The organism is Pseudomonas ficuserectae (assembly GCF_024584585.1).
GTDB lineage: Bacteria > Pseudomonadota > Gammaproteobacteria > Pseudomonadales > Pseudomonadaceae > Aquipseudomonas > Aquipseudomonas amygdali.
The window spans coordinates 3,594,933-3,618,068 of sequence record NZ_CP085684.1; the positions used below are offsets into that span (position 1 = coordinate 3,594,933).

Consider the following 23,136-nt stretch of genomic DNA (forward strand, 5'->3'; position numbering starts at 1 on the left):
CTCTTTATGGATAAACAGCGAAATACTTCAATCATTTTAAAGCAGGGCTTGATAATGGATTTGTTTCAGGCGATGCGTGTGTACGTAAAGGTGGTCGAAGCAGGCAGCCTGACGGCGGCAGCGCAGGCGTGTTCGATTTCTACCACCATGGTTGGCAACCACCTGCGCGCACTGGAACAGCGCCTGGGCGTCAGCCTGTTGCAGCGCACCACTCGCCGTCAGCGCTTGACGGAATTCGGCACGGCGTATTACGAGCGTTGCCTTGAAGTGCTGGGGCTGGTGGCCGAGTCCGAGCAATTGGCCGAGCAGGCCCAGGGCGATCCCAGCGGCACATTGCGCATCACCGCGCCGCTGACGTTCGGTTCGGAAGTGCTGGCACCGGCCCTTGCCGGGTTCTCGCTACGTTTTCCCGAGGTCAAACTTGATCTGGTGCTGACCAACCAGCGTCTGGACATGATCGACAATGGTTTCGATATCGCTATACGCTTGGGAAACATCCCGCAATCCTCGCCACTGATTGCGCGCCCCATGCAGGACTACACCCTGACCATCTGCGCTGCGCCGAGTTATCTGGCTCGTCATGGAACGCCTGCGCACCCCGAAGACCTTGGTGCGCACAATTGCCTGGCGTTCTCCTACCCGGCAGGAGACGAGTGGCGCACGGCTGGCACCCAATGGCGTATGACCGGCCCCGAAGGTGAAGTGCTGGTGGATGTCGACGGCTCGATGGTTGCCAACACCTCTGCCGGTCTTTATCAGGCTGCGTGTGCTGGAATGGGCGTAGTGATGCTACCGGACGCGCTGGTTCAGCGAGACTTGCAGGAAGGCCGGCTGGTTGCGCTGCTGCCGGGCTATCACTTGCCCAGACGACCGACGAACCTGCTGTATGTGCAGGATCGTTATCGGCTGCCTAAAGTGAGAAGTTTTGTGGAGTACGCGATGAGGCTCTGGGGGCGGTAAGCACTTACCGCCCAAATGTCATCGAACCGACGCCGGTGCGCGCGTTGCTGCCCGCACCGGAGTTTGCCGGTCAGACCTTGAATCGGCTGACCATGCTCTGCAGATGCACACCCAGGCGCGCCAGCTCGACGCTGGACGCAGCGGTCTCTTCACTGGCGGACGCCGTTTGCTCGGAAATGTCGCGCACGTTCAGAACGCTGCGGTTGATCTCTTCGGCAACCGCACTCTGCTCTTCGGCAGCAGCGGCAATCTGGTGGTTCATCGTCTCGATGGTCGAGATCGCCTGGGTCATGTTATTGATGGAAACCCCAGCATTGCGTGTCAGCTCGACACTGTTTTCAGTCAGAGCCTGGCTATTGTCGAGGATAGTAGCCACTTGCGATGTACGGCTTTGCAGGCCACTGATCAACGCAGCAATTTCTTCCGTCGATGTCTGCGTGCGCTGGGCCAGGCTTCTTACTTCGTCAGCCACCACCGCGAAGCCTCGTCCGGCTTCACCTGCACGCGCCGCTTCAATGGCAGCATTGAGCGCCAACAGATTGGTCTGCTCGGCAACGGCCTTGATCACGTCCAGCACGCCGCCAATCTTGTTGCTTTCGCTCTTGAGCTCGTCCATTGCAGATTTGGAGTGTTTGACTTCAGTCGCGAGCTTCTCGATCTGGACAACCGCCTTGGAAACCACACCTTCGCCATCGCGGGCTTCCTTCGAAGCATTAACCGCCGCATGGGAAGCCTGCTCTGCGTTGCGTGCGACCTCCTGAACAGTCGCAGACATTTCGTGCATTGCAGTGGCAACCTGATCCGTTTCACTCTTCTGACTGTTCACCCCGGCACTGGTCTGCTCAGTGACAGCCGACAACTGTTCGGCTGCGCTGGCGATTTGTGTCACACCATCGCGCAGGCCGCCAATCAGCTCGCGCAGGTTGCTGGTCATGCGCAGCATGCTGCCTTGCAACAAGCCCAGTTCATCCTTGCGCGTGACCGGCTGGTTGTACGTCAAATCGCCATCCGCTACACGCTCGGCCAGCTTCAGTGTGTCAAGCAACGGGCCGACGATCAGACGAGTGATCACCCAGGCCGCCAAAGCGCTCATGATTAACGCTGCAATCAGCCAGACAGACAGAAGGGTCTTGGCCTCGCCCACGTCTTCTATTCTCAGACTGACCTGATTGGCTGACAGCTTGTCGGCAGAATCAAACAGAATGGCGATAGTTTTAGTGATCCCTGCCTGTGCCTGATCGATCTTTTCCTGCGCCGCAGTGAACTGATTCAACGTGTTCTGATAGCCGAGCAGAGCATCCACAAGGTGCTTGATCGTCGCTGACTGGCCATCGAAGCCTTTCAGATTTTTAACAAAATTAATAACCGTGTTCATCGACGTTTCAGCCGGTGCCCGGTTCTCGGTTTTCAGGGAATAGGTGTAACCACGCAAGTCGAAGCGCATTTTCTGAAACAACGTCATCGCCTGAATAATGTCGTCACGCTGCGAGGCGCTGCCGTCATCTGATCGGGCAATGGCGTTCAGTTTTTGCAAATCGTCAGCGGCTGCGTCAGCGTACTGGCCAAACACTGACCGGGTCGCCTCGCGGGCGGCAGTGGCCTGCATCAGATTGTCGTAGTGGACACGATAATCCTTCATCGCTTCAGCAGAAGCATTTACCAGCGGGGTATTCAGCGGAGAGTCGAAAACTTTCTGCGCATACTTCACATGATTTTCGAGACTATCGATAGCTTTCAGCCAGTTGCTGGCGCGCTCGGCATCGTAGTTGAGCGCATAAGCCAGGCGGGCTATACGGACATCACGGGTCAGCGTGCTCAGCTTGCCGATATCGGCAATCCTCTCGCTTCGTTCGCTCAGCGAACTGATCCCCGTCCAGCCGGTGAGTGCAATCAGCACGGTCAGCACAATGACCAAGGCAAACCCGAGCACAAGCTTGGACCTTACAGAAATATTGTTCAGCATAGTGTTCACCGTAAATTGCTCTTGTCTGGTCATTGTGGGGGTTATAAGCGGCTTGTCCTTGCCATTGATACAACCCACAGTTGTCGGCGGGGCAGCTTCAAACTTTAAAAGTTGACGTCAAAAATCATGCTCGAAAATAAACATCGGCTCGTCGAATAACCCGTATGGCCTTTCACGCCAGTCGGTTAGCATGGGCCGCTGTACCTACACATCGAGTATTTCGGAGAATTGCATGAGTCTGGAGTTGACAGCTTCTCGAGACGGCCTGACCACAGAGGAACGTTCTGCGATTGCCGAAATAGAGGCAACGACCAACATTTTAAGGCTGGTCACCCGACTGACAGGCATGCGCTTTGCAGGTATCGCAAAGTTCACCGACGCGGACTGGATCGCCTGTTCTGTATACGACCCGACTGACCTGGGCATCGACGATGGGGACGTGTTCAAACTGGAGACCACGCTGTGCAGTGAGTTTTGCGTCAACCCCGAAGCGTTGTTCGTACCGCAGATCAGCAAAAACGGCCGCTACGCGAACCGGCCGGTGGTAAAGCGCTACGCCATCGAGAGTTATGCAGGCGTGCCGATCCATCTTCCGAACGGACAGTTGTACGGCGCGCTATGTGCGCTCGACTCCGACGTGACGTTGTTTGACGACCCCGATCTGGCGGAAACACTGACTCTGTTTGCCAGATTGATCGGCTGTATTTTCTTCGCCAACATCAGCGAAACAGACTGATGTAGCTGCCGCTTGATGCGGGTGAAAAACACGTTTCATGCGGACGAAGCGTTGATTTTGCAGGAAAGGATGAAGTCGCTCGACTGAAAAATCTCTTCGCCCTGTGTGAAGTTTCCGAGAAGACTTCAGTTGCTTGCGCGGGCTGTATCGAGGATTTAAGGTGCGCCGTCGCTGCAAAATCAGCGGCCGGATTTAGCGATCCGAATCTCTATTCTCGACATCGCGTTTCATGCTCAACATGAACATCGCGTTATGGCGGCTGTGCGTCGGAGACCTTCGGGTCTGCCGGTGTGCGAAAGATTAGAGACCGGTTCGCTAACCTTCGCACAGCTGCCACCTTCTCGTTTAGCGACGTGATTGGGGCTCTATGTTCGCTATGGAGCGTTTAATCAATGGATCTCCCATTCCCCCTTCTTCCCTGCACCGAAAACCACCAACCCACCCTCTTCCTGCGCCACCGTCGCATGTTGCGTGCTGTTGTCATGCACGCAGAAGCCTGGTTCCCGCTGGAAGACATCGCCCGCCTGATGGGCAAGCGTCTGGACGAGCGCAACACCCGCAAGCTCGACGCCGATCAGCGCCGCACCGCATGGTTGTTGACCCACGGCGAATGGCAAAAATGCCTGCTGATCAGCGAGTCTGCGGTATTCGCCCTGTTGATTCACCATTACATCCCGGAAAACCGCGCCCTGCGACGCTGGCTGACACAAGACGTGCTGCCCGCACTGAGCGCCCGCGCCTTTGATATCAATAACGACGGCCCCACTCACTGCCAAATGCAGTGGCAGGGCACAACCCTGAGTACGCTGCAATGGCGCGGGGATATCTGGGTGAAGTTGCGCGACATGCCGGAAATCGTTCAGGTCCAGACGACCGGCAAGAAATATGGCTGGCTGAAACGCCTGAAGTTGCTGGGCAAACGGGCTGCCTGAGCGCTTCAAACAGGCTCTGTACAAAAAGTGGCCACGCTGGCCGACTTTTCGTACACAGCCTACGGTTTACTCTACGGTCGCATACATGGGCACGAGCTCAAGCATGGCGCTGCTGAACTGGCTTTCATCAAATTGCGTTCGGTGTCGAGGCGACACAGGTTTGACCGGGCGCTCGCCTTCCAATAACGCCTCGGCAGGCAGATCAATCCCGAAATGAGGAAATGGCTCCTGAGCTACCCAGCCTCCGGCCGCCAGAACCAACAGTAGAAATACGCCCGCGATGGGCTCTTTAGGTCTGCACATTCTCGTTTCTCCAATCCGGCAAAACGATTCAGCTCACAATGAGCAACTCGATATAACAGCCACGGCGTCACCCGTGTGTCGCGCCCGGCAGATCACTCGAAAGGCTCTTCGCCCTGCAACTTGGTGCGGTGCATCATTCGCCCGCACGCGGGGTCGTAAGCTTCCGCACGGTGCATGGTGCCGGTGTTGTCCCATATCACCAGATCACCCGTCTGCCACGCATGGCTGTAACTGAACGCCTCGGCTGTAGCCCACTCGCGAAGGCCAACCAGAATCTGCGCGCTTTGCGCCAGGCTGACGCCGACGCCAACGACCTGCTGCGCAGTGCATCCCAGAATCAGCGACTTGCGACCGGACCGGTGCCTCCAGACCAGCGGCAACTCCTTCTCGCCGATAGCCTGCATGGCCTTGAGCATCGCAAGGCCAGGCTCGGGATTGTAATAGAGTAACGATGCCCATGGCGCGTGAATTACTCGTAAGCGTTCGTAACGTTGTTTATCGGCGCTCGATAACGCCTCGTAAGCCGCATAGGTATTACAGAAACCGGTATTGCCTCCCCAACTGGCGGGCACCTTGCAAGACAGCAACGACGCCAGAATGGGCACATCGCTGCTCGTACCGTCGATATGCCAGTAGAGCGAGCCCTTGAGAAACTCAGCGCCTGCCGGGTTCTCTTTGACATCAAGGCTGATCTTGGTGATGTTCTGGCCATCACTGGCTTCCGGACAGCAAGTACCCAGCGTGCGGGTGAAAGCGATCTGCTCTGCATCGGAAAAATCAATCTGCGGAAACACCAGCACACCTCGCTGCTCCAACAGTTCCCGGATTTCCCCGGCGAATTGACCCGACAGCAGTTCCTGCTTGCTGTTGAAAATACGCGTGCCAATACCTGGCTTGATGGGCTCCTGGGACAGCTGAACGAGCGAAGTGGCTAACATGATGCGACCCTCTTCATAAGTGAACACAACGGTACACTTATGAAAAAGTCTGCGCAACCTCTTATTGATCCGACTGGCCGCACACCTTGCCTGCGCCTTACACTGGCCAGCCACTGACCGTTCAAGGAATGAATCAACGTGCACGCCCCTGCCCCGCAAATCCTCATTCAGCGCATGGCCGAAATCCACATTGAAGGCGTTACTGCGCTCTACAACGAGCCTGCGGTCTGTCGTCAGGTGCTACAAATGCCGTTTCAGTCCATCGACGTATGGCGCAAACGCCTGGCAGCCAGCACAGAGCGACATGTGAAACTGGTCGCGCTGAGTGGCGGCGAAGTCATCGGCAGCCTCGGCCTGGAACAATATTCGCGCAGCCGACAAAGCCATGTCGGCGCTATAGGCATGGGCGTCGCGTCGGCCTGGCACGGCAAAGGCATCGGCTCGAAACTGCTGGCGGCAGCGCTGGACATCGCAGACAACTGGATGAACCTGCACCGGGTAGAACTGACCGTGTTTGCCGACAATGAGGCAGCACAAGGCCTTTATCGCAAGTATGGTTTTGAACAGGAAGGACGCCTGCGCAACTACGCCGTGCGCGATGGCGTATTCGTCGATGCCTTGAGCATGGCACGGCTGAGATAAGCCGTGCCCCTGAAGCTACTGCTTGAGCGATAGCTGAAAGCATGCAAGGATCAGCCATGAATCAATTTCTTAAAAGTAACCGACATCACCCTCAAGGCCCCACCTCAGGTGCCGCGGTTGCTTGCGCTCATCGATTGGCCAGACATAGATCCACGTTCTGACCCATCAGTGAAACAAACCAAGGCGCCCACGGCGCCTTTTTTATTGCCTATTACTTTGAAAACAACCACCTGAAAACAACGGAGATCACCACCATGACCATGCTACGCGGAACCCGCATCGTGACCGGAACAGAAGCCGCAACCCTGCGTGAGACAGAAAGCCGCTTCCGGAGCTATCTTCATCGAAGCGGGTGCTGAAGAAGCGATAGTCCCCGCGTTGTGGGGTCAGGACACTTTTATCGAAAAAGCCGGCGGCAGCGAGATCATCAGCCAGATGTGGGCATTCAACGACAAGGCCGGACGCGCCTGTTGCCTGATCCCGGAAGCAACGGCCCTGTTCCAGGAGCGCAGTGAAGCCCTGCTCAACGGGCGACGCGAAGCAGTGTTTTTCTATGTCGCACGTTGTTATCGCTACGAGCGACCGCAGGCCGGACGCTACCGTGAGTTCACCCAGTTGGGGCTGGAAATTCTCGGCCCGTCACCGCAGCAAGCCTTGCAACGCAGCCAGGCCATCTGCACAGGCTTTCTGGACTCGCTGGGTCTGGACTATGAACTCAATACCGCCGTCAAACGCGGGCTGAGTTACTACGTGAACGGCAACGGCTTCGAGGTACGCTGCTCACGCCTGGGTGCACAGCAGCAGGTGGTCGGCGGCGGAGCCTACAGGGAAGGTGCCGGGTTTGGCATCGGGCTGGAGCGGCTGGTGTTGGCGCTTGAGTGTAATTAATCCCGCTTGGCCAGGAGCGCCTTTGCAAGGAGGCGCTCCTCTGCTCTGCTGCAGGTATTTATCGCACTTCAAACCAACGAGGATGAAGTTTCGGAAAATGTTCTTTCAGCCAGGCGACGAATGCCTGCACCTGCGGCGCAAGGTGTGTACGGCTCGGGTACAGCACAGAAACCGGGCGCGGCAACGGGCGAAACGCTTCAAGCACTTCGACCAACTCTCCGCTGGCCAGAAACGACTCAACGGTAATGCCCGGAGCCTGAAGAATACCGAACCCGGCAAGGCCGCACTGCACGTAGGCGTTGGACTCGTTGACAGTAATGCCACCACGCGGCAGAACAGGAAAGTCGTCGCCATTCAACGAGAAATGCCAGGGTAACGGTCGATTACTCTGACCCGACAGAAAGCTGACACCGCAATGACCTGCCAGCTCGTCCAGCGTTTCCGGCGTGCCAAAGGCTTGCAGGTAGGACGGCGCGGCGCAGGTGACCATCGTGGCCTTGCCAATTTCCCGGACCACCAGACTTGAATCGGGTAAATCCCCAATGCGCAGCGCGCAATCGATGCCCTCTGCGACCAGGTCCACGGTGCGGTCCGTTACTCCCAGGGCCAGCTCGATGTCGGGGAATGCCTGGGTAAACCCTTTCAGGCTCTCCATGAAACTACGCTGGCTGAACGCTGCCGGGATATCAATCCGAAGACGCCCCCGCAGGGTCGAGCCGTTTCGGTCGAACATGGAAGTAGTTTCGGCAAGATCGGCCAGATTGTTCTTCACGCGCTCGTAAAAACGCTGACCTTCCGCAGTGAGTTTTACACTGCGGGTCGTACGTTGAAACAGCCGGACATCCAGCGACGCTTCAAGGTCCTGAATGATCCGGGTCACATGGGGACGCCCTATCTGCGTGGCCTCCGCCACTTTAGTAAAACTGCCCAGCTCGGCAAGTTTCGTGAACACCTGCATTGACTGTAAAAGGTCCACCGCTGAATTCCCCCGAACAAATACCGAGCGATTGTTGCCTGACAGGATAACAATCCTGTCGATTTGCGCCCATTTATCTGTACTAGCGTTTTACCAACAATGACTTCAGCGCCCACAAGGCAACCGCCTCTGTGAGCCCACACATGATTGCTGGAGACATTGAATGAAAGCGTGGCTGTTAAAAGATTTCGGGCTCGACAATCTGGTGCTCGGAGAAGCTGAAACGCCGGTTCCCAAAGCGGGTGAACTGCTGGTGAAAGTCGGTGCGGTATCCCTCAACTTTCGTGACAAGGCCATCGTCGACGGTATCTACGAGCCGCATCGCATACCCAAACCATTGATTCCGGTCAGCGATGCAGCCGGTACTGTCGTGGCGGTAGGCGAAGGCGTCAGTCGCTTTACAGTAGGCGATCGCGTGAACTCGCACCTCTACTCGCGCTGGATCGACGGCCCACCAGGCCCGGACGAGCCGGATTTCTGCTTCGGTTCGCCGTTGCCGGGTGGCCTTGCTGAATACATGATCATCCATGAAGACAGTGCCGTACGCGCACCGGACGCCATGTCGGATGAAGAAGCCGCCACATTGCCGATTGCCGCACTCACGGCCTGGTACGCGCTGGTCGATTTCGGTCAGATCGAAGCTGGGCAAACCGTCCTTGTACAGGGCTCAGGCGGCGTATCGATCTTCGCTGTACAGATAGCGACAGCCCTGGGTGCCAAGGTCATCGCGACTTCCAGCAAGGACGAAAATCTGCAAACGGTGAAGAAGCTGGGCGCTGTCGCCGGAGTGAACTATCGAACCCATCCCGAGTGGGCAGAAGAAGTATTGAAGCTCACCGACGGCAAGGGTGTGGACCTGTTACTGGACGTCGCCGGTGGCGACGGCATCAATCAGTCGGTTGCGGCCACCAAAGCGGGCGGGAGCATCGCGCAGATCGGTTTTCTGACCGGCCAGACTTCGGCGCTGAACCTGATGCCGATGATCTTCCGCCAGACCACCTTTCGCGGTATCGCCGTAGCACCTCGCTCGTCGTTTGACCGGATGAACGCCTTTCTTAACGAGCACAAGATTCGTCCGGTAATCGATCACGCTTACCCGTTTGAGCAAGCTCGCGAGGCATACGAGCACTTGGCCAGAGGCGCGTTTGGCAAGGTGGTGATCAAGGTTGATCAGGCCTGATACGGTCTTGAGGTTGCGACGCGCGGGCACTTCCTGAGCGTCGCACGCTACAGTCCCCCATCAACCATTCGAACTCAAAGGGTTACACTGCCTCCCTACCCTGCTCCTGACCCGAGGCCCCTGATGAAAGTTGGCGTGATTTCCGACACCCACGGACTGCTTCGTCCTGAAGCCATTACGGCGCTTGAGGGCTGCGAAGCCATCCTCCATGCCGGTGACATCGGCAGCCAGGACATCGTCGACCAACTTAGCGCCATCGCCCCGCTGCACATCGTGCGCGGCAACAACGACCAGGACGCCGAGTGGGCAAAAAACATCGCCGATCACCTGCGCTTCGACATCGAAGGCTGGCAAACCCTACTGGTTCACGACATCGCCGATGTTCCGGCACTACTTGATGACAGCGTGAAACTGGTCGTTACCGGCCATTCACATAAACCCCTTATCGATTGGCGCGGCGACACGCTGTATCTGAACCCGGGCAGCGCCGGGCGGCGGCGTTTCAAGTTGCCGGTGACGCTGGCGTTGCTTGAGATGGGCGCAGATTCGATGGAGCCGACGCTGGTGCAGTTGGTTGACTGACAACTCAGATAGGCATCAAGTGCGAGAGCCCATCTGAATATCATCACAGCTGAGCAGGCATACGAAAATCGCGTAATGCACTCATATCAAAAGGATTCGGCGCACGCTGGCTCGACAACAGATAGTTGGCCCGCATGCCTCCGACATCGGCCTTGAGCACAAGTACATCACGGCCCTTCAGGGGCTCGGTCTGCATCAGGTCAAAGAGGCGGAACAGCGACCATGGGCCGCTATTCTTTTCGATGCCCAGCGGCCGGCCGACCATGCCTTCCATCACCAGACTTGTACGTCCATCCTCAGTATCAGCGGGCCACCTGAATAACATCGGTACGATGGGGCCATGACGATACTCAAGTGACTGATCACCCAAGCGGAACTGAGCGCGGCGTACAGCAGGATCGAGGGTGTGAGGTTCTAGAGTGAATTGCACCTGCGGTTCCTGCGTGCGGTGAGCAAAGAAGCTACTGCGGATTTTATAAACACCCGCCATCTGATCCAGATAGGCACGACTCATCGGCAGGCTGTAGCCGTCAATCGTGCGCAGTCGATAACGACCAGGATCGCCACTGACGAAGGGCTTCAGGTAGCTATCGAAGAAGCGCTCGGCTATGCCATGCGCGCCGAAGAACTCGCGAAAATCATTAAGCGCCACATCACTGCTGCTGTGCGCATGGAATGGATAGCGTTTGGCGAGAGACTGTTCATAGAAACTGTAAAGCTCTGCCTTGTAGCGTTGGTTGAGGTAATGGTGAGACTGATACAGCACAAAGCTCCAGGTATCTTCAGCCAACGCGCTCAACCAGCCGCCCAGAGGCTGGGGTAACACAGTCGCGGCATTACGCAGATTGCTCAAGGCGTCTCGCTGTCCAGACATTCGTCCCTTTGCCATCTCGTAGGCCGCCAGTTCGGGCTGACCGGATCGGCCCAGTGCGGCCATTTGCATCTGCAATTCATTGATGGCGTTCAATGCTGTAATCAGATCGGCGGCAGGACCATTTTCTTCATCCAGCAAGCGGTGCAAAGGATCGAAGCGACGCTGCAATGATTGCTTCGCAGTTGTGGGCAGGCTATCGGTAACCGTCTGCTGCAACGTATCGCCAATCGCAGCAACCTGGGTGAGCGCCACAGGGCCCGGTGCAATCTTTTCAGCCTCGGCTTTCATAGCTCCGAGACTGTCTGCAAGGACCGGGAAAAGTGTGTTGTCACGCACCTCGACCAGCAACTGCAGCAAAGGCGAATGCGCTGCCGTCAGCCCGGCCAGTTGCACGGCAGCCTGGCTGGCTCCTTCAAAGGGCTGCAGTGAAACCCGACCGATCGCTTCGGCCCAATGATCGGCGTAATCACGAAAGTACAATTTTTCCAGTTCGACCATCAATGCTCGCAACTGATGTGCGTTGTACTGTTCACTTTCACCCAGGACCCAGTTGTCACGCATGATTTCAGTTACCACGGCTGTACCACGGGTAACGAAATACTGCTCGTAGCCCTGGCGTGTATAGAACCCGGGAATCCGATAGTCAGTACCAGCCAAATGCTTTGCCTGAGGGCCGGTGTGGTGGCCAAGGCTGTAGTCCGGAAGTACACGCGCTTTTTCACGCAATACCCGATAAACCACGTTGGCGAAGGATTCGTTACGCAGCACCTGCCGAGCCTGCGCCACTAATGTGTCGTTTAGCGGATAGGCAAAAGACTGTTCGAGCAAACGCCCAAAATGCTGATTCAACTCGTGCTGAGCCTGTGCATGCCCGACATAACGAATTGACCAGTCGGTCGCCACCCGCTCCTTCAGCGCAGAAGGTATCCGGTGTTCACGCTGAACCAGCATCAGATAGGCGCGCAAGTTGTCCAGTAACTGCTCGCGATCCTGCAGGCTGGCCATTATGCGGGCTTCAAACATCCGCACCACTCGTGGCAGCAACTGGCCCTGCAACTGGGCATGATAAGCGCGCAAAAGCACATCATTTGCAGGCTCGCCCTGATAAAGACCGTTGCGCTCATACAGAGTGACATCACTGTTGTCCGGAAATACCTGAGCGGCCTGGTAAAGGGTGTTCAGGCTATCAAGGACTGTCAGTAGATCATCCTCGGCGATGAGCGATGAACGCTGTTGCGTCCACTGTTCACCCAGAATACGAAGCCGCTCCAGCCGGTCGTGGTTAGCACTGAAACCAGTCGTCCATAGCACTCCGAACACAGATAAAAGCAATAGCGCGGAGCAATACACTGCCCTCTGACGCCAAAGAATCTTTCCGCGTGCTTCCTTGTTGAGAACAGCGAGATCGGACTCAGGGAAAATCACATGCCGCAACAGATCGTGAATGAACCGTGCTTTTCCAGGTTGTGGAACCTGTAATCCGGTACTGCCCTCCCCATCAGCTTTTTGAGAGCTCTGAACAAGTTGCGGCGCACGGGTCAGGTAGAACCCACGAAACTGGCTGGCGCGCTGATAGCGATTTCCAGAGAACGCGAGTTCGACAAAAACACCCAGTCTGTGTGCGACACCTCCAAGCAGGTTGGGGAGTTCAAGCATTTTGCCACGGCGCTGGCTGTCTCGTTCCTGATGAATGCGAGTGATGACCTGGCCGCCAAGCCGTTGCAGCAACGTCTCAAACTCCTGAATGAGAACACCGCTGTCGGTGCCACTCTGGCCGTTTTGGAACGTGACTCCAAGGACCTGCTCACTTTCCTCACGGGACAGTTGATCAAAAAAATCATCGAAACCTGCTATCGAGTCAGCCTTGGTCAGTACCAGATAAACCGGCACATCAACGTGCAGTTGCTGAAAAACTTCGTCCAGGCGCGCGCACGTCTTCAGCCGTTTTCTCCAGACGCTTGTCACGCTCGTCAAACAAAATGTCCACTGGCAACGTCACCAGCACACCGCTGAGCGGCTGTACGCGGTAGCGGCCCCGTAACAACCCCAGAAGGGTCATCCAGGCGCTGCCGTCGACCTCGGGTACAGGCTGGTCAAGATAGCGGCCCGATGTATCCAGCAAAATAGCCTGCTCGGTAAAATACCAGCCACAACTGCTGGTGCTGCTCGTGTCGTGCGTCAGTTTGCGCCCACGCCTGTGCAGGGGAAAGTCGAGCCCGGAAGAGTCCAGCAGGCTGGTCTTGCCGCTGCCCTGCGGGCCGATCAGCGCATACCAGGGCAGCTCGACTCGACCCCGGGCACCCAATTTGCCATACAGCGCAGAATCCTTGAGAACGCGCAGGGCATCCTTGAAACGACTGGCAAGCTCCAGGTGCTCTTTTTCCATGGCGACAGACTTACGCAGAAGTTCTTGACCTGCGTGACTGTCTTGCGCCTGTTTTTTCTGCAAACCAATGCGCCAGTTGTTGAAGACAATCCCGAGACCCCAGACCAGAAACAACACACTGATCGATACGAGTCGCGCAATGGGGCTCTCCCAAAACCTGTTATCCGCCACCGCCAGCAGTGGCCCGAATATCCATATACAAGCGGCCAGCACGAGCACCAACAGCAGCGACCAGGCCCAGGTACTGCACAGCAGCGCGATAAGTTTTTTGAACAGGGTTTTCATTGCATCTCTCATTTCAAGACCGGAGCTCAAGCGCTGCCAGATACGCTGTCTGATAGGGTTTGAGCACGACCTCACGCTGCTCACCGAGTACCCAGGTAAATCCGCAATACAGCACAGCCAGGCTGATAACCGTGAACAGCATAACCAGCCATACCGGTGCGACACGCAGCCGTTCAGAAGACTTGGATTGCGCTCCCTGCCAGCGAGGTGAAAGAGTTCGGGACACGTCGCCTCTCACATGCCTTATCTGCCGATAGAGGCTATCGCGGATGTCCTCCAGTTCGTGGCCATTAAAGCGGTGCGAGCGGTATTTCCCCTCAAACCCGAGCGCCAGACACAGGTACATCAGCTCGAGCATCGGCAGATGCTTGAACGGATTGGCAGAAAGCTTTTCGAGGAGGTGAAAGAATTTTTCGCCGCCAAATGTCTCCTTGTGAAACCGGCTCAGCAGACTGATCTTCGACCAGTCACTCTTGCTGCCCCAGGGCGTGTTCAACACAGCTTCATCCACGACTGTACAGAGCACGTAGCGCGCAGCCAGTAGCTGATCATTTTCTATAGCGTTTCGCCGGCCCTCGGCCTCGAACAGCTTGATCTGGTCCGATAGCTGTACGTTCAGCAGCGCAATATCGCCAAACTCTTCGGCTGCAGACAGCCTGGACACCTGAGCCAGCAATTCGCTCGCGGCAGCAACCAGCGAATTGACATGGATACTGACCCGCTTTTCGGATACTTGCAGGGTGTTGTTGATCAACCGTTCCTGCAGACCTTCGAAAAGATTCGCATCGTGGGGACTCGTGAACATGTCATCACCCGGCCAGACATTGTCCCGGCCATAGGTAACGGCATGGTCTTCGCGACTGCTTTGCATATCCATCACTCTACTCAATTTCTGATCGCCCAGAACTGCAACTCAAGCCCCGGGAATTCACCTGATACATGGAAAGCAAATCCACCTGACTTATCGATTCCGCTTTGGACCCGGTCATCGATATCGAGAATGAAATAGGCTTTTGCAGCGTGAAACGGTATTTGCCGCGGAGCCACAGGCAGCGGCCTGAGCCGCATACCCGGCAGGTGCAGACTCACCAGTTCGCGAATACTTTCCACAGAGCCCACTTTGAGGTGCGAAGGCAGTCGCCCACGCAGCTCTTCGGTATCGCAATCAGCACGAGCGGCAATGACAAATGAGGCATCCCCCAGCAACTCACGATCCACCCGAGGCGAGACCAGAATGCCGTACTGCCTGGGCTGCAACTCAAGTTCCTGCGCGTGCTGCTCGAGAACCATCGACAGCATTTGTCGAATGGCAAACATTAAACGTTTGAACGTTGCGCCCTGATCACTGTGCTGATAGCTGCCCTCCAGTCGAGGACGTCTGCTTTCATCGCCGAACGTCGACAACTCGCCAAAAAGAGATAACAGCGCCCGATACAGTTCTTCGGGGTGCACCTGCCGGGTAGTGAGATAGTGTTGAAGTACCAACGCGTTGCGATTAATCAGTTGCAACATCATGAAATCGCCCGTCTCTGCACCACGCGCCTGGCCGTATGTTCCGATGCGCTCGGCGATGATGTCGCCTCGATGCTGCAGCAGACCTACAACTTCCTTGAGGCACGACATCAAGTAGCGTGAACCACTGGCGTTGATGAAGGCCGGTGAAAAACCGGTGTCCAGCGTTATTGCCTTGTCAGGGCTGCAGATAAGAATATGCCCCAACTTGAGCAAGGTGTAGGCGTGCTCTCCGCGAGGTTCTCCCACTAACAGACGAAATTCCGGGCGCGCGCATAACACCGAAGTGGAACAGTCTGCTCCGGCGTTCGAATCCAAAACATCCGTTGCGTAGGCTGTAAAGCGTGCGATCACCTCCGGCTGTTCGTGGCTGCGTGTCTCAATGCAATTACCCGCCATTGTCGGCAGCGCTATGTACACTGGCATGTTTGAAGTGTTTGCAGGAATATCCAGCGCCAATGGACTGTTACGGTCGCATATGTCGAACACGCTACCGTCCGGCAGGATACCCGAGGCCTGAGCCAGTACGATCTGTCCCGAGCCCAAAAAATGCGGATCTATTTCCAGGGCCGTGAACCCCCAGTTGTAGGCGCCCGCCAACCGAGTGCGAACCCGCAATTGATGGTCGTAGTAACGATCGTTATGTTGAAAGTGCTGCGGCCGCAGCAACATGCCTTCCTGCCAGATAACCTTGTGCGCGTTCATGTAGGATTTCCTGTGCCTGTCTGGCTATCTGCCCGTTGAAGGCCGGATTCACCCAGTACGAAAACGGCTCGATTCTGCTGTTTGGGGTGAACCTTGATCACGTGACGCCATTGGGTTTCCGGCAAATTTCGATAGGCAGCCAGTACACCGATGTAACGACTGCCTTGATCCAGTTTCAGCTTCAGTTCAATACTCTCGCCTGGACGAAGTTCAAACTCTTCGCTTGCAATCAGGTCTTGCCCGAGTGCCTGAGCAGTCCGTTGGTAAAGCGAAAAGAAATCCATATTCTCGAAGGTCACCGGACGCCTGAGCTCCAGGACCTTGAGAACAATCGGCGAGGGCCTGCCATTGACATCAGGGTTAAGCTGATTGTCTGCATTCAGTCGTAAATCCAAACGGGTTTGCGTTGAGTACGGTGAGAGTGCTGAACAACCATTGAGCGTGAGTAACAGCAGTAACACTAGTGACCGTTTGACTCGGCTAACGTGAAGACTCATTGAATTCAGCCCTGTAAATCCTGATGGAGGCAGCGATACAACCGAACGGCGGCTCATAACAGCTCACGCCTATAGAATGCGCTGACACTGGGGTGGGGAATGTCCAGGAGCCCCACACTCGATTCGTCTACTACTTCGTTTCGGCTGGTGGGTTCAGGGCTGCCCAAAGCCCGGTATTGATCATCGCTGAACTTGAAATGGCCAGTGCACCCTCCAAGGCAAATCATCACAGCGAGCATAAAAGGCGCAGAGCGCCGACAATGAACGTTCATTGGAAAAAGGTCCCAGATAATGAGTTAGGCAATCGTGGTGATTCAGCAGTTAATCAGGCCGTCCGTGAGCAGCACCGATCTTCAAATGCGCCAGGCGATAAAGCAGCGTGCGTCGTGACACCCCGAGAGTGCGTGCTGCACGACTCCGGTTGCCGTTACAATCGCGCAAACACTCAAGCAGTACGTCGCGTTCGAACTGTTCGATGCGCTCACGTAGCGAAAGGCAAGCCAGATGGCTTATCGGGTTGGCGGGGATGGGAAAGTGTTCCGGTTTCAACTCACCGTCATCGCATAACAACACTGCGCGCTCGACGAACCCCTTCAACTGCCGAACGTTGCCCGGAAAGGCGTATCCCGATAAAGCTCTCAATGCAGCCTGCGACCATTGCACCAGATCTCGTTGTGAGTGCAGGCATGCCTTGTCGGAAAAATGCCGGGCCAATATTTCTATATCACCCACGCGCTGACGAAGCGGAGGAAGCTCAATGGGAAACTGTGCCAGACGGTAGTAAAGGTCTTCACGAAAACGCCCTTCTGCAATGAGCGTTGGCAAATCGCGATGAGTAGCGGCAATGATTCGCACATCGACCTTGCGAACCTTGTTGGCGCCCAGCGGCCGAATCTCTCCTTCCTGTAACACTCGCAGTAGCTTTGCTTGCAGCAGCATCGGCATATCGCCAATTTCGTCGAGTAGAAGCGTGCCGCCATGAGCAATGTCGAACAGGCCAGGTCGATCACGATCAGCGCCGGTAAACGCGCCCCTGCAATAGCCAAACAGCTCGCTTTCCAGAAGAGCTTCGGGAAACGCAGCACAATTCTGCACAACAAATGCGTTGGAGCGGCGAGGTCCATGCTCGTGGATAGCGCGAGACACAACCTCCTTGCCCGTTCCGGTCTCGCCAGTGAGCAATACAGTGCAGGTGCTGTCGAGAATCTTGCCCAGAAGATGGGTTGTTCGGCCCAGGGCAGCGCTACGTCCTGTAAGCCCATAGTTATTCGAATTCACAGACAATTCCGCCTGGCATGAACCCTGCATAAGGCTTTACCGCTGCTCATGGCGCTGAGCAAACGGTCCGCTATCAACGGGGTCAGGGAAGACTCGAGTAACTGATCAATCAGTCGGGCGCCGCTGTCGCTTTGTGTGCAATGCTCCAGCAGATGACAAACCAGACTCTGCGAGTAGCTGAAGGTGAGAGCACGGGATTCAAGTCTCTCTCCAAGGCGACTCAGCTTTAGTTCAACCAGTTCACGAAGCGCTACACCCGTAATGGGGTAGTAAGGCACAACGCGCATTCTGGCCAGTAATGCCGGTTTGAAATGGGCGCTGAGTACCGGCTCCAGCCGCATCGCCAGCTGTTTGGCATCCGGGAGCGTGCTCTCGTGGCAGTTGGCATGGATCACCTCAGCGCCGAGGTTGGAGGTCATCAGAATTAGCGTGTTGCGAAAATTGATTTCCCGGCCCTCTCCATCGTTGGCTACGCCTTTATCGAATATCTGATAGAACAGATTCAGCACATCCGGGTCCGCCTTCTCAACCTCATCAAGCAGAATCACCGAGTAGGGCTTCTGTCGAACAGCGTCAGTCAACATGCCTCCCTCGCCATAACCGACGTAGCCCGGCGGTGCGCCGATCAAACGGGAAACGGTGTGTTTTTCCTGAAATTCGGACATATTGATCGTCGTGAGAAAACGCTCGCCGCCATACAGCAGGTCAGCCAGAACAATAGCTGTTTCGGTCTTGCCGACTCCGCTTGGGCCGACCAAAAGGAATACTCCGGTTGGAGCACCGGGTGTATTCAAACCGGCAGCCGATGCCCTCACCGATTTTTCAATCGCCTGCATCGCCTGCTCCTGTCCCCTGATGCGCAAACGTAGCTCCGAAGAGAAGCGGTCAATCCGTTCACTGTGCTCCTGAGCCAATCGCGATACCGGAATTCCAGTCCAGGCACTCACCACTTCTGCGATCAGTCTGGGGCACACTTCAAAGCTCACCAGACGCTCGTCCACTTGCGTATCGATCAGAGCCTGCCGGACTTCAGTCAACTCGGACTCCAGCGCGTGCGTGTATTGAGAGTCGCTCCCCTCGCCTGCCTGCTGTACTTTTCGGTCAGCCAGTTGACTGCGCAGATTAATGAGCCGCTTGACGGCTGCGAGTTGATCAACCCACCTGCACTCAAGCGCATCCGCGTCGCTCTGCATTAGTGACAGGTCAGAAACCAGCGTATTCAGCAAGCTTTCATCAACCGACAACCCGGCATCGGCATCACGCTGTATTGCCTCGAAATGCCTTCGTTGCCGAGCAAGTTCACCTCGCAGATGCTCAAGACGTTCAGGCACGGCAACCAGACCGATTCGCACACGAGCACACGCTGTATCGAGCAGGTCAACTGCCTTGTCCGGCAACTGACGCCCGGAAAGGTAGCGGGCCGAAAGCCGGGCAGCGGCAACCACAGCGTCATCGCGCAGATAGACGCCATGACTGCGTTCATATAACGGCGCGAGCCCACGCAGAATGGTGATGGCCTGCTCCACCGTGGGCTCCATTACGCGGACCGGTTGAAAGCGACGTGCAAGCGCCGGATCCTTTTCGAAATATTGTCTGTATTCGGCCCACGTTGTCGCTGCAATGGTCCGCAGCTCCCCGCGTGCCAGCGCAGGCTTCAACAGGTTGGCGGCATCCGACCCTCCGGCCTGAACACCGGCCCCGATGAGTGTGTGGGCTTCGTCAATGAACAGAATGACAGGCCTGAGTGAAGACTGGACTTCCTCAATGACCCCCTTCAAACGACGCTCGAACTCACCCTTGATACTGGCACCCGCCTGGAGCAACCCCATATCCAGCGACAGTAGCTCGACATCCTTCAACAGATCAGGCACTTCACCATGAACGATCCGTAGCGCCAGTCCCTCGACAACTGCCGTTTTGCCGACACCCGCCTCGCCCACCACAATCGGATTGTTCTTGCGTCGACGAGCCAGTATGTCGACCATCTGGCGCAAGCAGTCATCACGACATAGTACGGGATCCAGCAAACCCTCTCGGGCCTGCTGCGTCAGGTTATGAGTGAAACGTGCAAGCAGCGATTCACTTTGATTCCGGGCTGGCTTTGCTACGTCCGGTGATTGCTGGGCAAGGGCGTAATCGCGAAAGCGTTCAATCTTGATCCTGCCCAATAACGGCTGGTATGGACGGTCCGCATAGCGCGAAGGATTGCGCAGCAAGGCAAGAATCAACGCAGCCTGGTCAATGAGGCTTTCGCCCAAATCCAGATTGGAAATCAACAGCGCGTCTTGAAGCCACTGAACAAGCTCGGCAGAGAATACCGGGTTACGGATTGCACTTTGCTCGATCGGCTGGCGAAGGAAGACTGCAAATTCGTCAGCTGCAACATCGGCCTCCAGCAGCGCACGCGCAAGCATTCCATCAGGCCGTTCCAGTAGGGCAACCAGCAGATCCTCAACCGAAATTTTACTACTGCCTCTGGAAACACAACGTTCGGCGGCACCCTCAAGCTCGCTGCGTGTAGGGGCATCAAGGGCTCTGACGAGCTGCTGCAGGTCTACATCGATCATGAATAGTCCTTATTAGTCGGTCTGTTGAACGTCACAAGCCCTTGGGCATGCTCGCGCCCGAGCCAACTGGTCCAACCCAGGTGGCAAGTGTTCGATTGGCCAATGCGCAGATCCCTGATATCCGAATTAAGAAGCTCGAGACAAACGTCGTAATCCAGTGGATCGCGCAACGTGAACCGCACAAGTGCGCCCAACGGTTGGTAGCTCCGGCCGGCGGGTAGAAATTCGTGGAAGCGCTCCCAATCAAGCTGTTTTATATGAATGCGAAACTTGCCACTCCGATCTGGAACACGAACACCCAGCACCATATTCCGCCCTGGCTGGTTGTTGGCTTTGCCAAGGCAATTGAGCTGAGCACGACTGATCTCAACCGTTCGCTCGACACATTGTTCGATGAACATCCGGGCATGCTTGAAGTAGTAACGAAGCACCGACTCGATCAACGCGGCAGAATGAGCACGCAGGCTCAAGAGCCCCAGATAGGGCAACAGCCGCTTCCAGTTCAACTCGGTTGTTTCTCGAATGCGCGCGCCATGTAAACCGATCAATGCAAAGAGATGTTCGGAAAAAGGATCGGTTGCGCCACTGGCGAACACCGCGTGATAGCGGTACTTGCGCCAGACAGGCAACATCAGTTTTTGCAGGCGATGATTAAAAATATCCAGGAAATCCCGAGTGGCATTAGGCTTGTCCCGTTCCCCCAACGCCTGCTCGGCATAGAAAGCCGGCAGCGGTGAACCGGACCCGACCAGGCTCATCACGTTGAGGTACAACCGGACATACAGGTCAGTGTGCTCATGAAAAAAATCCAGACGTTCTATGTCGCTACAGGGAAGGTCTGAAAAAGCCTTTTCTTCAAAAGTCGAAGCCAGTAAATACAGGCGCTCCAGCCCGGTTCCTCTCCAAAAAAATGGACTTTTTCAGAAGATACACAGGGAAATCCAAGACTGGGATTTGCCCTTAATTCAAGAAAAGCATGCAGCTGCTCATCATCGGCATCCGGGTGAACTTCACGTAAAACCCCGAGGATCAAAGGTACCGCCTGATACACCGAATATTCCCGTATATGCTGGCTGAGCGTAGTCAGAGCAGCGGCTGCTGCCCCATGCGTGGCGTCCATTCGTAAGCACCTCCCTGAGCGGTTTTTACATGCAGTTCATGGAAAGAATTCAAACTGGCATAAAGCGCAAAGAATTCATTTAGGACTGAAGCAAACAGAAACAGACTGGCTTCGTCTGCAAGCGCGCCTGGGGCAATGAGCAGCTCGGTTTTAATGCCTCGCACCGGCCGGCCATCATGCAAGCGATCAACGTGCTGGTGACGTATCGATTTCAGTCCATTCAACAAATGCTGACTGACCTTCTCCGCTTGCTTGTCGTAATAACGCGGCAAGTCATAGGTTTCGATAATGACTTTTAACGCTTCGATACTTGCCAGAGACAGATAATTCAGCGACATGTTACTAATGACGCGCCATAGAAAGTCACGCCCTATGGGTGGCGCATAGCTTTTAGTTGCTGGTGTAATATTCCTGAACCTCAGGAAGTCTGGAGTGCCCTCGCACGAATTGCATATTTCACCGACCCTGATCTTCTGTGGAAGGTTAAGGTTGGTGCAGGTTAATCCAATCGAGATTGTTTCGTTGTCTCGATCGCCACGCGTATCGAAGCTCAGGTACGTATCCAGCCCTCCATGCGCTACAGAGTCACGATGACGCACACTGTAATAAGGGGAGTTGCTCTGCACATCGACGGCCGGGTCATGTTCGAATGACTCGAAGGGCACATAGTTCTGATATCCCCTGCCTCCCGGCTGCCATCCGGTAACGGTATCAACCGAGTAAACCCCGCAGTTGTCGTGACCGTAATGCGCAGGAATCAGCAGGTATTCATCCTGTCGTGCATCGGCCAGAATGGGTAGTGCATCCTGTTTAAATAGGTTGACCACAGGTGTGCAATATAATTTTATATGCTCAACACTCGGCCGAAGGTGCTGCATGTCCTCGCCATGCATTTCAAAGATCAGCTGAAAGCCACGAGCAACTTTCAATACATCTTCACTCACTGATGTGATGATCTGAAGACCGCCAATATCAGAAAAAAGGAATTTCTCCGGAAAGCAAAAATACTCTTGCAGGTAGCGATAACCGCGAAAAGTGTTCAGCGGATAAGGGATCAATGACTCATCTTCTGCAAAGCCCACTGGCTGCACTTGATCTGCAGAAATGCTCAGTTCATATGATTTGCCATCCCCATTCAGAAGCGGCTTGCCCTGTTCATCCAACAGTAATAACTTAACGCTTTTAAGTTTGCGCATGAGGCCAAGATACAGCGCTTGGCTAATAGCGCGATCGCCGGCAAAGTGCAGGCGTAGCCTATTCAGCTCCAGCGCCCCCAGGTGTTCATCACCTGTCATCACCAGAGACAATGTCAATGTCGCCGCCTCCGCGCTGGCCGAGTAGGAAACATTTGCCAACTTCAGTGGAAGAATGTCGGTTGGAAAACAGGTACGAAATTGACAGACCTGCCCCTTCACGGGCTCACTTTCTACCGGGGTATCGCGCTCGACCCTTATGCCAGGCCCTACAGCCATCAACGGATCGAATTGCAACATGCTCACTGCCGGCATCGGTCGCATATAATTGGGCCATAACAACTGCATAAGCGAATGAGTCAACTCAGGCAGATCATCATCGAGCTTTTGACGCAAACGACCCGTCAGAAAAGCAAACCCTTCAAGCAACCGTTCAACGTCAGGATCCTGACCTGCCTGCCCCAAAAAAGAAGCCAGTGCCGGATTGCGATCAGAAAACTGTCGGCCCGACTGACGCAGGGCCATTAGTTCCTCTTGATAGTAATGGTTAAATGACAATGCTCACCTGCTGGATCTTGTTTTGTGAATGAATACGGAGTTTATGTAGAGAAACAGGAGA

At 55.5% G+C, this 23,136-nt stretch carries 15 protein-coding genes and 6 pseudogenes; 7 read left to right on the forward strand and 14 right to left on the reverse strand.

Features of this window, described 5'->3' with window-relative positions; genetic code table 11:
* The first annotated feature begins 54 nt into the window (after positions 1 to 54).
* The gene (locus LJU29_RS15805) at positions 55 to 960 is read left to right on the forward strand and encodes a LysR substrate-binding domain-containing protein (RefSeq protein WP_057454157.1); all 906 of its coding nucleotides are present in this window, start codon (positions 55 to 57) and stop codon (positions 958 to 960) included.
* A gap of 70 nt (positions 961 to 1,030) precedes the next feature.
* Here the strand turns inward: LJU29_RS15805 and LJU29_RS29910 are convergent, their stop codons facing one another.
* The gene (locus LJU29_RS29910) at positions 1,031 to 1,903 is read right to left on the reverse strand and encodes a methyl-accepting chemotaxis protein (RefSeq protein ID WP_442628808.1); all 873 of its coding nucleotides are present in this window, start codon (positions 1,901 to 1,903) and stop codon (positions 1,031 to 1,033) included.
* A pseudogene (locus LJU29_RS29915) lies at positions 1,886 to 2,956 on the reverse strand (methyl-accepting chemotaxis protein); the annotation flags it as partial. The gene LJU29_RS29910 and the pseudogene LJU29_RS29915, both read right to left, overlap by 18 nt.
* Before the next feature lie 199 nt (positions 2,957 to 3,155).
* On the opposite strand from LJU29_RS29915, the gene LJU29_RS15815 reads away from it, so the two are divergent.
* The gene (locus LJU29_RS15815; protein WP_005744147.1) at positions 3,156 to 3,659 is read left to right on the forward strand and encodes a GAF domain-containing protein; all 504 of its coding nucleotides are present in this window, start codon (positions 3,156 to 3,158) and stop codon (positions 3,657 to 3,659) included.
* Between the two features lie 392 nt (positions 3,660 to 4,051).
* Complete coding sequence (locus tag LJU29_RS15820; protein WP_122321072.1) at positions 4,052 to 4,591, forward strand: BRO-N domain-containing protein; 540 nt, start codon at positions 4,052 to 4,054, stop codon at positions 4,589 to 4,591.
* 66 nt (positions 4,592 to 4,657) lie between these two features.
* Here LJU29_RS15820 and LJU29_RS15825 read toward each other — a convergent pair whose 3' ends face one another.
* Positions 4,658 to 4,894, reverse strand: a complete 237-nt coding sequence (locus tag LJU29_RS15825; RefSeq protein WP_054077285.1) for a hypothetical protein — start codon at positions 4,892 to 4,894, stop codon at positions 4,658 to 4,660.
* A 92-nt stretch (positions 4,895 to 4,986) separates the two neighbouring features.
* On the reverse strand, positions 4,987 to 5,832 hold the full coding sequence (locus tag LJU29_RS15830; protein WP_054077369.1) for a TauD/TfdA dioxygenase family protein: 846 nt from the start codon (positions 5,830 to 5,832) through the stop codon (positions 4,987 to 4,989).
* A gap of 138 nt (positions 5,833 to 5,970) precedes the next feature.
* On the opposite strand from LJU29_RS15830, the gene LJU29_RS15835 reads away from it, so the two are divergent.
* Together LJU29_RS15835 and LJU29_RS15840 are read left to right on the forward strand one after the other, a co-directional pair.
* A complete protein-coding gene (locus LJU29_RS15835) occupies positions 5,971 to 6,474 on the forward strand; it encodes a GNAT family N-acetyltransferase (protein WP_054077284.1) in 504 nt (167 codons plus the stop codon).
* Positions 6,475 to 6,783: 309 nt separating this feature from the next.
* Positions 6,784 to 7,362: an ATP phosphoribosyltransferase regulatory subunit gene (locus tag LJU29_RS15840; RefSeq protein ID WP_257110911.1), complete on the forward strand. Its 579-nt coding sequence runs from the start codon at positions 6,784 to 6,786 to the stop codon at positions 7,360 to 7,362.
* Positions 7,363 to 7,420: 58 nt separating this feature from the next.
* Here LJU29_RS15840 and LJU29_RS15845 read toward each other — a convergent pair whose 3' ends face one another.
* Complete coding sequence (locus LJU29_RS15845) at positions 7,421 to 8,320, reverse strand: LysR family transcriptional regulator (RefSeq protein ID WP_122321076.1); 900 nt, start codon at positions 8,318 to 8,320, stop codon at positions 7,421 to 7,423.
* A gap of 181 nt (positions 8,321 to 8,501) precedes the next feature.
* On the opposite strand from LJU29_RS15845, the gene LJU29_RS15850 reads away from it, so the two are divergent.
* A complete protein-coding gene (locus LJU29_RS15850; RefSeq protein WP_257110912.1) occupies positions 8,502 to 9,518 on the forward strand; it encodes a zinc-dependent alcohol dehydrogenase family protein in 1,017 nt (338 codons plus the stop codon).
* Positions 9,519 to 9,641: 123 nt separating this feature from the next.
* Positions 9,642 to 10,100, forward strand: a complete 459-nt coding sequence (locus LJU29_RS15855) for a metallophosphoesterase family protein (RefSeq protein WP_057454160.1) — start codon at positions 9,642 to 9,644, stop codon at positions 10,098 to 10,100.
* Between the two features lie 43 nt (positions 10,101 to 10,143).
* Here LJU29_RS15855 and tssM read toward each other — a convergent pair.
* From tssM to tssF, 9 genes and pseudogenes are all read right to left on the reverse strand, one after another.
* A pseudogene (gene tssM, locus LJU29_RS15860) lies at positions 10,144 to 13,645 on the reverse strand (type VI secretion system membrane subunit TssM).
* Between the two features lie 13 nt (positions 13,646 to 13,658).
* The gene (gene icmH, locus LJU29_RS15865) at positions 13,659 to 14,522 is read right to left on the reverse strand and encodes a type IVB secretion system protein IcmH/DotU (protein ID WP_257110913.1); all 864 of its coding nucleotides are present in this window, start codon (positions 14,520 to 14,522) and stop codon (positions 13,659 to 13,661) included.
* A gap of 8 nt (positions 14,523 to 14,530) precedes the next feature.
* Complete coding sequence (gene tssK / locus LJU29_RS15870; protein WP_257110914.1) at positions 14,531 to 15,862, reverse strand: type VI secretion system baseplate subunit TssK; 1,332 nt, start codon at positions 15,860 to 15,862, stop codon at positions 14,531 to 14,533.
* On the reverse strand, positions 15,859 to 16,359 hold the full coding sequence (gene tssJ / locus LJU29_RS15875; protein ID WP_054996203.1) for a type VI secretion system lipoprotein TssJ: 501 nt from the start codon (positions 16,357 to 16,359) through the stop codon (positions 15,859 to 15,861). Before tssJ ends, tssK begins: the two co-directional genes overlap by 4 nt.
* 321 nt (positions 16,360 to 16,680) lie before the next feature.
* Positions 16,681 to 17,622 (reverse strand): annotated as a pseudogene (locus LJU29_RS15880) (sigma-54 interaction domain-containing protein); the annotation flags it as partial.
* A 1-nt stretch (position 17,623) separates the two neighbouring features.
* Positions 17,624 to 20,204, reverse strand: a pseudogene (gene tssH / locus LJU29_RS15885) (type VI secretion system ATPase TssH).
* A pseudogene (gene tssG / locus LJU29_RS15890) lies at positions 20,201 to 21,039 on the reverse strand (type VI secretion system baseplate subunit TssG); the annotation flags it as partial. The pseudogenes tssG and tssH, both read right to left, overlap by 4 nt.
* 105 nt (positions 21,040 to 21,144) lie before the next feature.
* Positions 21,145 to 21,324: pseudogene (locus LJU29_RS29660) on the reverse strand (type VI secretion system baseplate subunit TssG); the annotation flags it as partial.
* A complete protein-coding gene (gene tssF / locus LJU29_RS15895; RefSeq protein ID WP_057422657.1) occupies positions 21,288 to 23,075 on the reverse strand; it encodes a type VI secretion system baseplate subunit TssF in 1,788 nt (595 codons plus the stop codon). The gene tssF and the pseudogene LJU29_RS29660, both read right to left, overlap by 37 nt.
* Positions 23,076 to 23,136 lie beyond the last annotated feature (61 nt).